This is a genomic window from Marixanthomonas ophiurae, from assembly GCF_003413745.1.
Classification (GTDB): domain Bacteria; phylum Bacteroidota; class Bacteroidia; order Flavobacteriales; family Flavobacteriaceae; genus Marixanthomonas; species Marixanthomonas ophiurae.
The window spans coordinates 668,393-683,583 of the sequence record NZ_QVID01000001.1 but is presented as its reverse complement, the minus strand read 5'-3'; the positions used below and the strand labels follow the sequence as shown (position 1 = coordinate 683,583).

General features: G+C 35.5%; 15 protein-coding genes and 2 tRNA genes. 13 read left to right on the top strand and 4 right to left on the bottom strand.

The genetic code is table 11. The annotated features are described in order from the left end of the window. Positions 1–18 precede the first annotated feature (18 nt). Together rseP and DZ858_RS03015 are read left to right on the top strand one after the other, a co-directional pair. The gene (rseP, locus tag DZ858_RS03020; RefSeq protein ID WP_117158063.1) at positions 19–1,344 is read left to right on the top strand and encodes an RIP metalloprotease RseP; all 1,326 of its coding nucleotides are present in this window, start codon (positions 19–21) and stop codon (positions 1,342–1,344) included. Positions 1,345–1,585: 241 nt separating this feature from the next. Next, positions 1,586–1,659 (top strand) — tRNA-Asn (locus tag DZ858_RS03015). Between the two features lie 60 nt (positions 1,660–1,719). Here DZ858_RS03015 and DZ858_RS03010 read toward each other — a convergent pair. After that, entirely contained in the window at positions 1,720–2,160 is a 441-nt protein-coding gene (locus DZ858_RS03010; RefSeq protein WP_117158062.1) for a PepSY-like domain-containing protein, read from the bottom strand. 136 nt (positions 2,161–2,296) lie between these two features. On the opposite strand from DZ858_RS03010, the gene DZ858_RS03005 reads away from it, so the two are divergent. The 9 genes from DZ858_RS03005 to DZ858_RS02965 all read left to right on the top strand — a co-directional run bounded on the left by DZ858_RS03005 (position 2,297) and on the right by DZ858_RS02965 (position 9,956). Next, positions 2,297–2,974, top strand: coding sequence for a response regulator transcription factor (locus DZ858_RS03005; protein WP_117158061.1), 678 nt, complete (start codon positions 2,297–2,299; stop codon positions 2,972–2,974). Beyond that, entirely contained in the window at positions 2,971–4,236 is a 1,266-nt protein-coding gene (locus DZ858_RS03000) for a sensor histidine kinase (protein WP_117158060.1), read from the top strand. Before DZ858_RS03005 ends, DZ858_RS03000 begins: the two co-directional genes overlap by 4 nt. 104 nt (positions 4,237–4,340) lie before the next feature. Next, positions 4,341–4,787 (top strand): PepSY-like domain-containing protein, encoded by a 447-nt coding sequence (locus tag DZ858_RS02995; RefSeq protein ID WP_117158059.1) that lies wholly within the window; start codon positions 4,341–4,343, stop codon positions 4,785–4,787. 29 nt (positions 4,788–4,816) lie between these two features. Continuing rightward, positions 4,817–5,668, top strand: a complete 852-nt coding sequence (locus tag DZ858_RS02990) for an SdiA-regulated domain-containing protein (RefSeq protein WP_158548342.1) — start codon at positions 4,817–4,819, stop codon at positions 5,666–5,668. 16 nt (positions 5,669–5,684) lie between these two features. Continuing rightward, positions 5,685–6,380 carry a TVP38/TMEM64 family protein gene (locus tag DZ858_RS02985; RefSeq protein WP_117158057.1) on the top strand — a complete coding sequence of 232 codons (696 nt, stop codon included), beginning with the start codon at positions 5,685–5,687 and terminating at the stop codon, positions 6,378–6,380. 21 nt (positions 6,381–6,401) lie between these two features. Next, positions 6,402–6,473, top strand: a tRNA-Arg gene (locus DZ858_RS02980). Positions 6,474–6,634: 161 nt separating this feature from the next. Further along, a complete protein-coding gene (locus DZ858_RS02975) occupies positions 6,635–8,479 on the top strand; it encodes a PLP-dependent aminotransferase family protein (RefSeq protein ID WP_117158056.1) in 1,845 nt (614 codons plus the stop codon). A 47-nt stretch (positions 8,480–8,526) separates the two neighbouring features. Beyond that, complete coding sequence (locus tag DZ858_RS02970; RefSeq protein WP_117158055.1) at positions 8,527–9,225, top strand: alpha/beta fold hydrolase; 699 nt, start codon at positions 8,527–8,529, stop codon at positions 9,223–9,225. A 41-nt stretch (positions 9,226–9,266) separates the two neighbouring features. Beyond that, positions 9,267–9,956: a 2'-5' RNA ligase family protein gene (locus DZ858_RS02965; protein ID WP_117158054.1), complete on the top strand. Its 690-nt coding sequence runs from the start codon at positions 9,267–9,269 to the stop codon at positions 9,954–9,956. A gap of 67 nt (positions 9,957–10,023) precedes the next feature. Here DZ858_RS02965 and DZ858_RS02960 read toward each other — a convergent pair whose 3' ends face one another. Continuing rightward, entirely contained in the window at positions 10,024–10,974 is a 951-nt protein-coding gene (locus DZ858_RS02960; RefSeq protein ID WP_117158053.1) for an NAD-dependent epimerase/dehydratase family protein, read from the bottom strand. Between the two features lie 121 nt (positions 10,975–11,095). Here DZ858_RS02960 and DZ858_RS02955 point away from each other — a divergent pair, with 121 nt between their 5' ends. Continuing rightward, positions 11,096–11,689, top strand: a complete 594-nt coding sequence (locus DZ858_RS02955; protein WP_117158052.1) for a hypothetical protein — start codon at positions 11,096–11,098, stop codon at positions 11,687–11,689. A 76-nt stretch (positions 11,690–11,765) separates the two neighbouring features. Further along, positions 11,766–13,835 carry a M13 family metallopeptidase gene (locus tag DZ858_RS02950; protein WP_117158051.1) on the top strand — a complete coding sequence of 690 codons (2,070 nt, stop codon included), beginning with the start codon at positions 11,766–11,768 and terminating at the stop codon, positions 13,833–13,835. Between the two features lie 78 nt (positions 13,836–13,913). On the opposite strand, the gene DZ858_RS02945 is transcribed toward DZ858_RS02950, so the two are convergent. Beyond that, positions 13,914–14,819 (bottom strand): DMT family transporter, encoded by a 906-nt coding sequence (locus tag DZ858_RS02945; RefSeq protein WP_117158050.1) that lies wholly within the window; start codon positions 14,817–14,819, stop codon positions 13,914–13,916. Next, a complete protein-coding gene (locus tag DZ858_RS02940) occupies positions 14,816–15,175 on the bottom strand; it encodes an arsenate reductase family protein (RefSeq protein WP_117158049.1) in 360 nt (119 codons plus the stop codon). Before DZ858_RS02940 ends, DZ858_RS02945 begins: the two co-directional genes overlap by 4 nt. Between the last annotated feature and the right edge of the window lie 16 nt (positions 15,176–15,191).

The following is a 15,191-nucleotide window of genomic DNA, read 5'->3' as shown; positions in this document are numbered from 1 at the left end:
GCTAATTTTATAAAGTATATGAGTCCATTTGCCGTTAAAGCAATTCAGCTATTATTAAGCTTATCTATATTGATCGTATTGCACGAACTGGGACACTTTATCCCAGCCAAGTTATTTAAAACCCGTGTCGAGAAATTTTTCCTCTTTTTTGATGTAAAATTTGCCCTTTTCAAAAAGAAAATCGGTGACACCGTTTATGGTATTGGTTGGTTGCCACTGGGTGGGTATGTGAAAATATCCGGAATGATCGATGAGAGTATGGACAAGGAGCAAATGGCTAAACCACCTGAGCCGTGGGAGTTTAGAAGTAAGCCGACATGGCAACGATTAATTATTATGTTGGGTGGAGTTACCGTGAATATTATCGTTGGGTTTGTAATATATATGGGGATTTTATTTTTCAACGGAACTACAATTATTACAAACGAAGATATTCCTAAAGGTTTTGCAGTAGCTGAGACTTTTAAGGAAATGGGTTTTGAAGACGGCGATCATATTTTACAAGTAAATGGAAAAGAATTTGAAGACGTTACTTTAATAAACAAGCATTTATTTTTAAGGGATGTTCAAAACATTACTGTTGAACATAGCGATGGAACAACAGAAACAATTGCAATGCCGGAAGATATTGGGACAAAAATGTTTAAGCAAGATGTGTTACGCCCATTTAACCCGATGCGAAATGCGGTAATCGATACCGTAGCAGCCGATTTTCCAGCTATTGCAGCAGGTTTTAAAAATGGCGATAGCATTGTGTCTGTAAATGGAACTAAAGTGGGGCATTGGCACCAGTTTACTTCATTGGTAAAAGCAAATAAAGATAAAGAAAACACAATAGTGGTTTCAAGAAATAATACATTAGAAACCCTTACCGTCACACCAAACGAAACGGGACAAATAGGAGTGAACAACTACGCTAAAGAGCTAGCAGGTAGTGGTACCAAAATAACGTATGGTCTAGGCGAAAGTATTACGGGAGGAATAAGCTACGGCTATAATGTTTTAACAGATTATGTTACACAATTTAAATATGTTTTCACCGCAAAAGGTGCTACACAAGTTGGTGGATTTGGAGCTATAGGAAGCTTGTTCCCTGATACGTGGGATTGGTTAAGTTTCTGGGAAACAACAGCCTTAATCTCTATTATTCTAGCGTTTATGAACATTCTTCCCATTCCGGCATTAGATGGGGGTCACGTAATGTTTTTATTATATGAAATGGTAAGTGGTCGCAAACCAGGAGATAAGTTTATGGAATACGCACAAATGGTCGGTTTCTTCTTGCTAATAGCATTGGTATTATTTGCAAATGGAAACGATATTTACCGTTGGCTATTCGAGTAATACTATTGAAAGAGAGTACAATATATAAAAATGCTTCGGAAGAAATTTTGAAGCATTTTTTGCTGAAGCTTTCAGAACTAAAATTAGAGCAATTTTAAGCTAAAGTTAATTGCAAAATTCATTAAAAAAGTTTTCAAAATTATTTTGATGAAATTAAAAATTGGGTATATTTGCAGCCGCCTAACAATACTTACTAGAGTGTGGTTAAGCAAAACGTTCAAAAAAGACATAAAAATTAAATTCCTCCATAGCTCAGTTGGTTAGAGCACCTGACTGTTAATCAGGGTGTCCTTGGTTCGAGTCCAAGTGGAGGAGCAAAAAAAGCCTTACAGAATTCTGTAAGGCTTTTTATTTTTAATAAAGTGAATATTATATTTAGTTGTCGTTCATTTCACTTTCTACTTTTCCAGTTTCGTTAAAGACAACATCCATTTCATCTGTCCCATTTTCTAACTCCACTTTATACGTAGTTTTATTGTCTTTAGTTATCTTTTCACAATCATCTACTTTGTATCCAGAATACTTGCTGCTAATAACGCTTGTAATGGCTTTTGGAAGCATGTTTTCAGTAATATCTTGTTCCATTTTAACCATAGTGCCAGAAGTCGAGTACCAGATTTCGTATTCTTGACTGTCTTGATCAAACTCTACTTTGTAATTGTCCATTTCTTTTTCCCACTCTACATCTGTAGCATTTGGGTTTTCTTTCTGAAAGTTAGAAAGAACACTGTTAGGGACATCAGTTTGTTTTAAATCCTGTGCGGTTGCAACAGTTGTTACAAATAATGCAACCAATAAAAATTTTAAAGTTTTCATAGTATTTCTTTTTTATGTTTAGGTCAAAGTAAAGACCTAAAACTGTAAAGAATTTGGAATGGAGATGTAAAAGAATGACCATAATCCCATTTCTTTATAGATTTCAGCTGTATTTTTAACGGTAAATTGAATTGAGATGAAAATTTTAATCGTAGAAGACGAGCAGGATATGCTTCAAAACATACAAGAATCGTTAGAAAAGGAATCATATATTGTCGAAACTGCTACTAATTTTACTAATGCAAGAGAAAAAATAGGGGTGTATAACTACGATTGTATTTTATTGGACATTGGATTGCCCGATGGCAACGGACTCGATTTATTGAAAGAAATTAAAAAAAAGGAATTACAAGATTCTGTTATCATTGTTTCGGCAAAAAATTCTTTGGACGATAAATTAAAAGGACTGGATTTTGGTGCAGATGATTATTTGCCAAAACCATTCCATATGGCCGAATTAAACGCGAGAATAAAGGCTGTGTTAAGGCGCAATCAATTTGAAGGAAAAACCAATATAAAATTGGGAAATTTTTCCATTAATCCAGAAACCAGAGAAGTAACAATAGACAATACCGAGATTGAATTAAACCGTAAGGAATTTGATGTATTGCTATATTTTGTTTCAAATAAAAAAAGATTAGTACGTAAAACCGCTTTGGCAGAACACGTTTGGGGCGACCATATAGACCAAACGGACAGCTTTGATTTTATCTACTCACAAATTAAAAATCTTCGGAAAAAACTTGAAGCAAACAAAGCAGATATAACTATAAAATCGGTGTACGGAATGGGCTATAAACTGGAAGTTATATGAAACTGCTAAACTACACGACTACGTATTTTTCAATTCTGTTGCTGGTGCTTATTTCGGTTTGGGCTGTGTTGTTTTATTATGCAATGTTCGATGAGATCTATGATAGCTTGGACGATGGGTTAGAGAACCAAAAAATGTTGGTCATTCAATATGCCGAGAAAGACAGCACCATTTTACGTAAGCAGAACTTTGATGAAAGTGGGTATACGATTAAAAAAGTTCCTTTTTCAGAAATAAAAAACGTTAAAGACCAATACCGTGATACCATAATGTATATGCAAAACGAAGAGGATTACGAGCCTGTTCGGTTATTGGAAAGTGTGTTTAAACAAAACGGGGACTATTATAAAATAAAGGTGGTTACTTCTATGGTAGAAGAAGACGATCAATTACAAAACCTGCTTTTGTATTTAATCATCCTATATGTCGCTCTTTTAATAAGTATTTTACTGCTTAACAATGTTTTTTTACGCAAAGTATGGCGACCTTTTTACAAATTGGTAGCACAATTAAAAACGTTTAGTATTGAAAATAATGATGAAATACAATTTCAGAAAACCAATATTGAAGAGTTTTCTCTACTTAATACAAGTATAGAAAGATTACTTGAAAAATCGAAAGAAAGTTATAACAGCCAAAAGCAATTTATTGAAAATGCAGCCCATGAATTGCAAACACCCTTAGCTATTAGCATTAATAAAATTGAACTTTTTCTAGAAGAAAACGAATTACATGAAAAGCAGGCGGTAAAACTTATTTCAGCTTTAGAGAATTTAGAACGTCTTACCCGGTTAAATAAATCGTTGCTATTGCTTTCAAAAATTGACAATAAACAGTTTACGGCTAAAGATCAAGTTGATGTAAATAAACTTTTGCATCAACAAATTGAAGACTTTTCAGATTTCGCTACTCACAAACAAGTAAAATTTACAATAAAAGAAAATGCGCAGCTAAGTATTAGTATGAATCGCGACTTAGCTAGTATTCTATTTGCTAACCTTATTAAAAATGCGGTGTTGCATGGAAAGGTTGAAACGGAGGTAATCATTGAAGTAAACGATACTTTAGTTGCGATTAGTAATGTTTCCGAAGAAAAAGAATTAAATTCTAAACAACTGTTTTCTCGGTTTTATAAAAGTGAAACTACTAATAAATCTACTGGATTAGGATTGGCAATTTCCAAAGCTATTGTCGATAAATATCAATACAACCTTCAGTATAATTACAGTAAAAAGCTTCATACCTTTACAATACGCTTTTAGAAAGTGGTATAAACGAAGTTTAAAGATTTCTTAAAAACCATCCTTAAACATTGTAATTCCTATTTCTTTACAGTTTTGTAGCTCATTTTTGTATTATGATACAAATGTTTAAAAAAACACTCTTACTTATCACTATAGCACTCATAAGTTTTGCTTGTGAAAGCGATATTGATATTGATGAAAATCAAGTACCATCTGTAGTGGTTAACGCCCTTAAAGTGAGTTTTTTAAATACAACGGACAGAGAATGGGAAAAATCGGATGAATTTTTTATAGTTGAGTTTGAAAAAGAGGATGTAGATTATACTGCAAAATTAAATTCCAAAGGAGAGATTTTAAAGTATAAATATGAAGTAAACAACGAGCAACTACCTGAAGCGGTAAAAAAATCTATTTCATTAACGCATCCAGATGCAGAAATAGATGATGTAGAGTTGCTTTTTATAGACAACAAGGAATATTATCAAATTGAAATAGAAAAATCTTTTAAAGACCTTAAAAAGGTGATAGATTTAAAAGGGCAAGTTACTAACATTTCTTATTGGGATTAAAAATGGAACTTAACAAAACAAGAAAATATATGAATAAGCACATGAATAAAATAGTGGCCATTCTTGCTGTTGTAGTAATAGTTGTATCTTTTTTATTTTACCATTTTTATAAAACCCGCATCGAGAAAAAACGGATTGCATTAGACTCTACACAAGAAGTGATTGAAAGTTGGGAACTGCCTTCTATACTGGATGAAATTTCAGGAATCGTGTGGCTTAAAGATGGCCGCATTGCCTGTATTCAAGACGAAGTAGGAATTGTGTTTTTCTATAATTTGGAAACAAAAAAACTGGACGGTCAAGTGAAATTTGCAGGCGATGGCGATTATGAAGGATTAGCCTTAATGGGCGAAAATATGTATGTGGTACGTAGTGACGGTGAAATTTTTGAATTGCTTGACTTTTTGGGGGAAGAACCCGTCTTTAATCAATACGAGCTACCCCTTTCAGAAAAAAACAATATCGAAACGCTTTTGGCCGATCAAGAAAACAACAGGCTCTTACTAATGGCTAAAGACCATGAACCTTTTGACAATGGCGGCAGGGGCATTTACGGTTATAATTTGGATACAAAAACATTACAAGAAAAACCAGTTTTATTAATCACCGCAACAGATGCCGATTTACAAAAAACGCTGAAAAAAATCCGCCCTTCAGATATTGCCATTCATCCTAAAACAAAAGAAATCTACGTGCTTCAAGGTACAAAACCCAGAATACTAATTGTAAACTCTAATGGTTCCGTAAAAAAAGAATATCCGTTAAATAATAAGGTTTTTTATCAACCCGAAGGGATTACTTTTTCTCCAGACGGGACGTTGTATATTTCTAATGAAGCAACAGGCGGCGTGCCTAGTATTTTAAAAGTAGAATTGAAATAAAAACCTAACAGGATATATGAGTAACAACGACACCGATTCTTCAAAAAGCAAAGGACGCTTGCCTTTGTATGTTTCAATTGCATTGGTGGCTACTTTGGTTATCTGTTATTTTACAATTCCTTCTGTTGAACAGTTTTTTACCGAAGCTTGGAATGTTCTTACCAGTAATGATGAAAAACGTATAGAGGAGTGGGTTTCCGGCTTTGGTTGGCTGGGACCGGTGGTGCTTGTCTTAGCGATGGTGGTTCAAATGTTTTTAATTGTAATTCCTTCTGTAGCACTTATGGTTGTTTCGGTTTTGGCATATGGACCCCTCTGGGGAAGTTTAATCATTTTACTATCCGTATTTACGGCATCTTCAGTAGGCTATGCCATCGGTAATTATTTTGGTGAAATCTTGGTAGAAAAAATTATCGGAGGAAAAACCGAACAGAAAATCGAAGGTTTTATTGAAGATTATGGTTTTTGGGCTGTTGTGGTAACCCGTATAAATCCATTTTTGTCTAACGACGCAATTAGTTTTGTTGGTGGGATCTTGAATATGGGCTATTGGCGTTTTATTGGTGCCACCATGTTGGGCATTACACCATTGACTATCTTTATAGCTATTGTAGGGCAAAACACCGACAGTTTAAAAAATGGATTGTTGTGGGGCTCCTTGGTCTGTTTAGTTGCTTTTGGCGTCTATGTGTATTGGGATAAAAAAAAGTAGTATTATTATTGAAATTCAATTGGCCTCGTAGTTCAATGGATAGAATAGAAGTTTCCTAAACTTTAGATCCAAGTTCGATTCTTGGCGAGGCTACGAGAAAAGAAGAGAAGTTTATGCTGAGCTTGTCGAAGTGATTCTTGGCGAGGCTACAAAATAGTAGTTTCGTGTAATAGTTAAAGTGTTACAAAACGTCTTATATTACTTTTAAAACAAATCTAAATACCGTATGTTTCCAATCTACCTAAAAATAAAATATGACAGACAATAAGATGCGCAATTATATAAAAGATGTATTAGAAAATATGCCAACAGACTGGTTGAAGCTAACAACCCATCGACTGGATATTTATAATGAAAAATTGGCGAAAACACAGTTTTTAGATCAATTTGAAAACTTATTTAAAGAAAATAATGCCGAAACATCGGCACTCAGGGCATTACCTACTGCCTATGATTATATTCGATTAGGGCATCCGTTATCTAGTATACTAGAATGGGGAATTGCAAACGTGCATCATCTTAACTCAGAAAACGTAATCAGTTTTCAATCCAAGACGATTCCTATTTTGGCGATTTTGAGAAAAAACTTATTAAACCATAAGGACACTCAAATAGTTTACACAGATGAATTACCGAAAGATTTTGATGTTGAAACGGTGAAACGTGTGTATGGATATAAATTTGAATTAAAGAAAGTTGACAACGTAGCGGATGTTTCTGAATTTAACGGCAGTACTATTTTTATTTCACAAGATGATAAAATCTCGACTGTTGCACTCAACTCAAATGTTGACTTTTATATCAGCCTTCATGATCACCTTGGAAGTATTTTAACGGTAAATGGGTCGCAAAATAAACCCTATATTTCAGAAATACAGCATGTAAGAAGAAGGGAAACCATTTCAATGACGCCAGACAATTGTTATACTGCGTTAAAATCTTTAGTAGAAAGTTCTTCTTTTGAAGCTCAACAAAATACTGTCGAAACCAACAAAAAAAGTGTTGTAGATTCCATTAATACCATTACTGGCACTACTACAAAGGCACTTGTTGCATCTTGTGGGCTATCGATGCAGTATGCGATTATGATGGGACTCGTTCACGATGCATTAGAAAACCATAAAGGCAAAGACATCAAATTTATTGTTCCTCCTAATTGTTACGGCGGTACAAATGACCAAGCAAGACGTGTTGCCGCGTGTCTTGATACTGTTGAAGTGGTAGATTTACCCGTGGATGGTGATAACGATATGGTTACAAGTATTGACACTATTTTAACTAAAATTGCCAAGGAAGATGCGGTTCCGTATATCATTGCTGAAATTCCGACAAATCCTAGAGTTGAAGTTCCAGACCTTCAAAAATTAAAACAAGTTTTAAGTCAAGAACGTAAAACGGCGACAGGTGAAACTGCGATTGATCCCGTTTTTATTTTAGATCAAACCTTTTGCCCTAACTATCACTTTTTGGGGGAAGGTGAAATACTGTCAACAGTGCGGACTATTTCGTATGTTAGTGGATCGAAATTCCCAAGTGGCGGAAAATGTACGGCCGGTTATTGTGTAGGAAATACAAAAACTAATTCACTACTAGATAAAATTGAAGCACATCTAAATCTTTGCGATAATGAGGCTACAGCACTTCAATATGAAATATTGGCAAAGCAAATGCCTTCTATGAACCAACGGATTAAGGATGCTTATAAAAACACACGTGAATTTGTAATCTTTATCCACGATGTTTTACCAAAAGCAAAGATCAACTTTGTTTCAGAGGAATTAGCAGCTGAAGGGTTTACACCCTCCGTATTTTCATTAGATCTTCCCACAAAAGGGGAAACAGCTGAAGAAAAAGAAGCGTATAAAAGAGCGTTAAACCTGAAGTTAATCAATTTAATGATTACCGAAATCCCGAATGAAAGTAAGTTTTGTGTGAGCTACGGACAGTTAAAAGGATGCTACTGGACGGTACCTGCAACTTCTACGCAGGGGACGACTAAAGAGGGCGACAAAGATTATATTGTCCGGGTATCTGTTTCTGGTAATCTAGATTTGGAACGTCATAAAAAGGTGTTTTCAGACTTTGTTAAAAGCATTTAAAGAAAATTAGGAGACGCTTGGCGTCTCCTAATAATCATTTTTTTAATATGAAAAAAAAGACCGACTTACTATTACTTCACGGTGCTTTGGGTAGCCAAACCCAATTTACCCGTTTAAAGAAATTGCTGGAGCCTTATTTTCAAGTGCATACATTCAATTTTTCTGGGCACGGAAACAAACCGACCGATAAAGGTTTTTCTATGAAATTGTTTCAGGAGGATGTGTTGCGTTTTATGAAAGATAATTCATTGGCTTCGGCTAGCATTTTCGGCTATAGTATGGGAGGGTATGTAGCGCTAAAATTAGCGATAGAGTATCCTGAAAAAGTCCAAAAAGTGATGACGTTGGGGACAAAAGTTCAGTGGGATCCTGAAACGGCCGAAAAAGAAGTTAGACTCCTGAACCCCGAAAAGATGGTCGAAAAAATCCCACAATTTGTTGAAGTACTAAAAAAAGAGCACGGTTCAGCTACTTGGAAACATCTTGTAACAAAAACAGCCACGATGATGCACGGATTAGGGAACGGGAAAGCAATTAATTCGGAATCTTTTAAAACCATTAATTCGGAAGTTTTGGTCTGTCTGGGCACAGAAGATACGATGGTCAGCAAGAAAGAATCAGAACAATTGGCTGATACTTTAAGCAATGGCACTTTTTTGGAAATAGAAGGTTTTAAACACCCAATAGGACAAGTAGACCAGGATCGTTTAAGCGAAACGATGGTGTCCTATTTTTTGGAAGGATAATGTTTCTTTCCCAATACAAGCACCAACTTTAATCATACCATATGAACAAAAACATTCTCGGTCTTATATTATCCATTTTCTTCATTGCCAGCGCTTGCGCCCCGAAACAAGAGGAAATTATAGCCATAGACGTACTGCTAACGCTTCCTAAAGAAATGGATCAACAGGCCATTCAATTGAACCAGGCGATAGTAAAAGACAATCCCACTAACTTTACGTTAGATAAAAACCATATTCCACATATTACGCTGTTGCAATGTTATATTCCAGAAAGTGATCTTTCCAACGTAGCTGAAGCATTAAAAGGACTTTATAAAACGGTGGAGCATGATACGTTATGGGCTGATAATCTTCAGTACACAAAAGAGAAAGAGGAAAGTTTCTCGTCTATCCGTATTAAAAAAAGTAACCAGTTAGTAACACTTCATAAAAAAGTAATAGCACTTGTAAAACCATATATGGTTACCAACGGTTCCCAAGAATCGTATGTACAAAACACCGATGACACACCCATAGATCAATTTACCATAGACTATGTGCCTGTTTTTGTACCTGAGCATAGCTTTGAGAACTACAATCCACACATCAGCCTCGGCGTAGCTAAAACGTCATTATTGGACAGTTTAAATCAAAACAATTTTCGACCAACGAAGTTTCAAGCTACTTCCATAAGCGTCTATCAATTGGGATCTTTTGGTACTGCCCAAAAATTACTTTGGCAATCTGAATAGGAGTAACTTTTTTATACCCACTTTGTGAAAATAAAATAGCAATCCTTTTTTATGATTTTTTACAGGTTTACTTATACTCCCCCTTCAAATTCTTCAACATCTCTTCTGTCATTTCATCTAACGAATATTTATGCTGCCAACCCCAATCCTCACGGGCTTTGCTGTCGTCAATGCTACTGGGCCAGCTGTCAGCAATTTCTTGTCTAAAATCAGGTTCGTAGCTAATTGTAAATTCGGGAATGTGTTTTTTGATGCTTGCTGTAACATCTTCAGGATTAAAGCTCATAGCAGATAAATTATAAGAACTCTTTATTTTAATGTCTTTTTCATCGGCTTCCATAATACCTACAGTTGCTCTAATGGCATCTTCCATATACATCATCGGTAAGGTGGTTTCAGCATTTAAAAAACAAATATATTTTTTGTGCTTTAAGGCTTTGTGGTAAATATCGACCGCATAATCGGTGGTTCCGCCGCCAGGAAGAGTTTTATAACTGATAATACCAGGATAGCGAATGCTACGAACATCAACTCCAAAACGTTTGTTGTAATATTCGCACCAACGTTCTCCGGTTTGTTTGCTAATTCCGTATACAGTAGAAGGTTCCATTACGGTACGTTGTGGGGTGTCTTGTTTTGGGGTTGTAGAGCCAAAGACTGCGATACTAGAAGGCCAGAATACTTTGTCCACTTTTCCTTCTTTAGCTAGATTTAAAACGTTAAAAAGAGAATTCATATTCAGGTTCCAAGCTTTCATAGGGAATTTTTCACCCGTAGCTGAAAGCATAGCCGCCATTAAATACACATCGGTAATCTCGTAATTAATTACTATGTCTTGCACGGCATCATAATCCATAGCATCTAATACCTCAAATGGACCGCTTTCCATCAATTCATCGTCTCCTTCACGAATGTCGCTGGCAACTACTTTGTGAGCGCCGTATTTGTTTCGTAGAAAGGCAGTTAATTCAGTTCCTATTTGCCCGCAAGCACCAATAATGAGGATTCTTTTTTTCATAGTGGAGTTTTAATCGATTTAAAGCAGGGCAAAGATACTCATTATATAAGGGACTTCTTTAACACAAAACGGACTTAATTTTACAGATATCACGTATATTTGTCACTTGTTGAAATTTAGAATGAATCGACTTTTATCTTTTTTAACGGTAGCTTTTATTGGCGTACTTATGGTTAATTGCGGAAATGAAGAAACGCAAAACGAAACCGATACCCTACAAGAACACACCGATGTTTTATATGGAAACACAAGCTTTTCATTTCCTGAATTATCTGAAAATACTCGTTCGTACACTAACCAATGGGGCGCTTTTGAAGACTTCGAATCTCAGGCAATATCTATTAATGGAAGCACTGTGGAAGAATTGAAAAATAAAACAGAGCGTCTTTTAGTATATACCGATTCCATTGCAAAAAAAATACCCGATACATTGGCTGTACAGTCTATAAAATCTCGTGTTATGATAGCCAAAACAAGAGCCCATTTATTGGACCAATTAGTTCATAGAGCTCATATCGATTCTGTTACACTTCAAACATACATTGCTGAGATGAATAATGCTACGAGTAATCTAATTGTTCAGCTTAATGATAAATTTAAAAAAGACGCTATAGACCAGCAGCGTATCAATACCGAGAAAAAAGAAATTGAAACGCAAAAAAGGCTTAGGGACTCGATATTTCAAGAAGAATTAAAAGATAAAACCCAACAATAACTGTAACAATATCAATTTTTTGATACGTATATAGATAATTCAAACTTTAAAAAAGTACTAATTCAATAACCAGACAATGAAAACAAATATGTTAAAATCTGTTGTTGCTGTTGCAGTCCTTACTTTAGCAGTAAGTGCTTGTGATAACAAGGACAAAAAAATGGCTCAAAACGAAGAAGAAGAGCGCGGGATTATCCTTTCAAATATGGATACCACTGTAAATCCTAAAAATGACTTTTACAATTATGTAAATGGTACGTGGATGAAAAACACTGAAATTCCAGACGATCAAGTACGTTGGGGTGGCTTTGGTGTGTTAAGAAAAAAGACTGCTCATGATATGTTGGGCATTCTTGAAACAGCAAAAGAAAGTGACAAATATGCCGATGATACAGATCAGGCTAAAGCATTAATGATTTTTGAAACGAAGTTGGATACTGTAGCGCGAGACGAAGCTGGAATTAAACCTTTACAACCGGCATTGGATAAAATTGCAAGTATTTCTTCGGTAAAAGATTTTCAAAAAGTTATTACAGAAGATGCAACAATGGTGAGCCAACCGTTTTTTGGCATTGCGGCATATTCAAACCCAAGTAATAGTGCTATGAATGCGGCTTATCTTACTCCAGGTGGATTAGGATTGCCAGATCGTGATTATTACACCAATACGGACGCCAAATCTATTGAAATACGAAAGGAGTATGTAAACCATATTACGCGTATGCTTCAATTTTTAGGAGATACTGAAGAAGAAGCACGTAAGCAAGCTGAAACCATTTTAGCTTTTGAAACAAAATTGGCAGAACCAAGATTAGATAAAGTAGCAAGTCGTGATTTTAGAAACTTTAATAACCCACGATCTGTGGCAGAAGTACAGAAGATGGTGCCGACTATCCAGTGGGAGCAAGCGATAAAAGACTTGGGTGTAACCAAAGCGGTCGATACGTTAATCGTGATGCAGCCTAAGTATATGGATGTTGTTGAAAAAACACTTGCAAATGACGATGTAGATACTTGGAAAACAGTACTACGTTGGTCAACCTTAAATGATTCTGCAGGAATGCTAACTACCGAAATTGACAAAACAAACTGGAATTTTTACAGCAAATACCTTAACGGAAGTAAAAAACAAAAACCAGCAGACGAAAGAGCTTTAAGTACTGTAAACGGAACGGTTGGTGAAGCTGTCGGTAAATTGTATGTGGACGAAATGTTTCCTCCAGAAGCTAAAGAAAAAGCTGAAAATATGATAAAAAATATCATCGTAGCTTTTGAAGACCGCATCAACAATTTAGAGTGGATGAGTGATAGTACCAAAACAAAAGCCATTGAAAAATTGGATAAATTCACTGTTAAAATCGCATATCCAGACAAGTGGAAAGATTATTCAACCTTGGAAGTAAAATCAGGAAACAGTTATTACGATAATATGATCGCTGTTGGTAAATGGAACCTGAAAGACAACTTAGAAAAAATTAATGAACCTGTAGACCGTACCGAATGGGGTATGTCGCCACAAACAGTGAATGCATACTTTAATCCGTTTAACAACGAGATTGTGTTCCCAGCAGCAATTTTACAACCACCTTTTTACGATTATAAAGCTGATGAAGCTGTAAATTACGGTGGAATTGGAGCTGTTATTGGTCACGAAATTTCTCACGCTTTTGATGATAGTGGATCACGTTTTGATGCCAGCGGAAACCTAGTAAACTGGTGGACCGATACCGATCTTGAAAACTTTACTAAAAGAGGAAACCAATTGGCTGAACAATATAGCAATATTGAAGTATTAGACAGTGTGTTTATCAATGGTAAATTTACTTTGGGTGAAAATATTGGTGACTTAGGTGGTGTATTAGCTGCTTATGATGGTTTACAACGTTTTTACGAAAAGAACGGACGTCCAGAAAAAATTGATGGGTTTACTCCAGAGCAACGATTCTTTATGAGTTGGGCAACTGTTTGGCGTACTAAGCAACGTGACGAGTCATTGAGCGAGCAGGTGAAAACCGATCCACACTCGCCAGGTCGTTACCGTGCAACACAGCCTTTACAAAATGTAGATTCTTTTTATGAAGCATTTGACATTAAAGAAGGAGATTCTATGTGGTTAGCACCAGAAGATCGCGTTCGAATTTGGTAATTCGTAATTTATAAAACAAAAAAGAGCCTTTCGGGGCTCTTTTTTTATTTGTTTAATTTATTCACATTAAATAAAATATCAAGTCGATAGATTTTTTCTTCTTTTCGGTTTTCTAGAAGAAAGATATACCCCTAAAAAAATCAATACAGCTGCTACTATTCTAATTGGGGTAAGCGTGTCAGCACCTAACAAAACAGCAAATAAAACAGCTAATACGGGCTGTAGATAAATAAATGCACCAATGGTTGATGGGCTTAATTGCTTTAGAGCATAAATGTTGAATAAATACGTTAAAAACGTAGTCCCAATCACTACAAAAGCCAGTTTCCAAATAGCATCAAACGGTAAATTAAACCAATCTACAGCTTTAAATTCAGTAAATCCTATAGGTAGGTTTATTACTATGGCAAATAAGAAAAACAGCTTCATTAATGTGATAGAGCTATATTTTGAAACCAACGGTTTTACAATAATTAAATAGATGGAATACGAAGTGGCATTAATAATAAACAACAAATTACCCAATGGAATGTTGGGTGCGTTCGGCTGAATTTTCAACCCAAATAAAATCAACACCAAGGCTCCGGCTAAACCCATACAAATACCTATCGCTTTTCGAAGGGTAATACGTTCTTTTAAAAATAAGGCTGAAAGAATAAGCAACAATACTGGCGAGAGCGTTATCACAACGGAACTGTTAATTGGCGTGGATAAACTTAGACCTTTAAAAAACATCAACATATTTATAACCATTCCAAAACAAGCACAGGCAATGATTCGTGGCCAATCTTTCTTGTCAATTTTTTCCGAAGGATAAAAGATACTTATCGCCCAAAATAGTACAGCAGCACCACCCACCCGCAAGACGATAAATCCATAAGGTTCAATTATAGTAGGCATCAAGTCTTTTGCTATGGTATGGTTTACTCCATATATAGCACTGGCAGCAGTAGCCGCGAGTAAGGCTAGTACTCGGCTATTCATGTATTGTTATGGATTGAATTTTTAGCGGCTTCAACCGTTTTTTTACTATTACCGATAAAAATCTCGTCATTATTCACGATAACAGGCCGCTTTAAAAAAGTGTAGTGTTCCAATAACAGATTTTTAAAATCTTCTTCGAGCAACTGTTCATCTTTTAAGTTACGCTTTTTGTATAATTGAGCGCGTTTACTAAACAATGCTTCATAAGTGCCTGCTAAATTATAAAGCTCTTCCAGTTCATTTTCAGTGATGCCTTGGGTTTTTATGTCTTGTTTTTGAAACGATTGAGGAATTTCAATTTCCTTCATAATACGCTTGCATGTATCGCAACTGCTCAAATAATATACTTTTTTCATGGTTTGTTATTTTAAA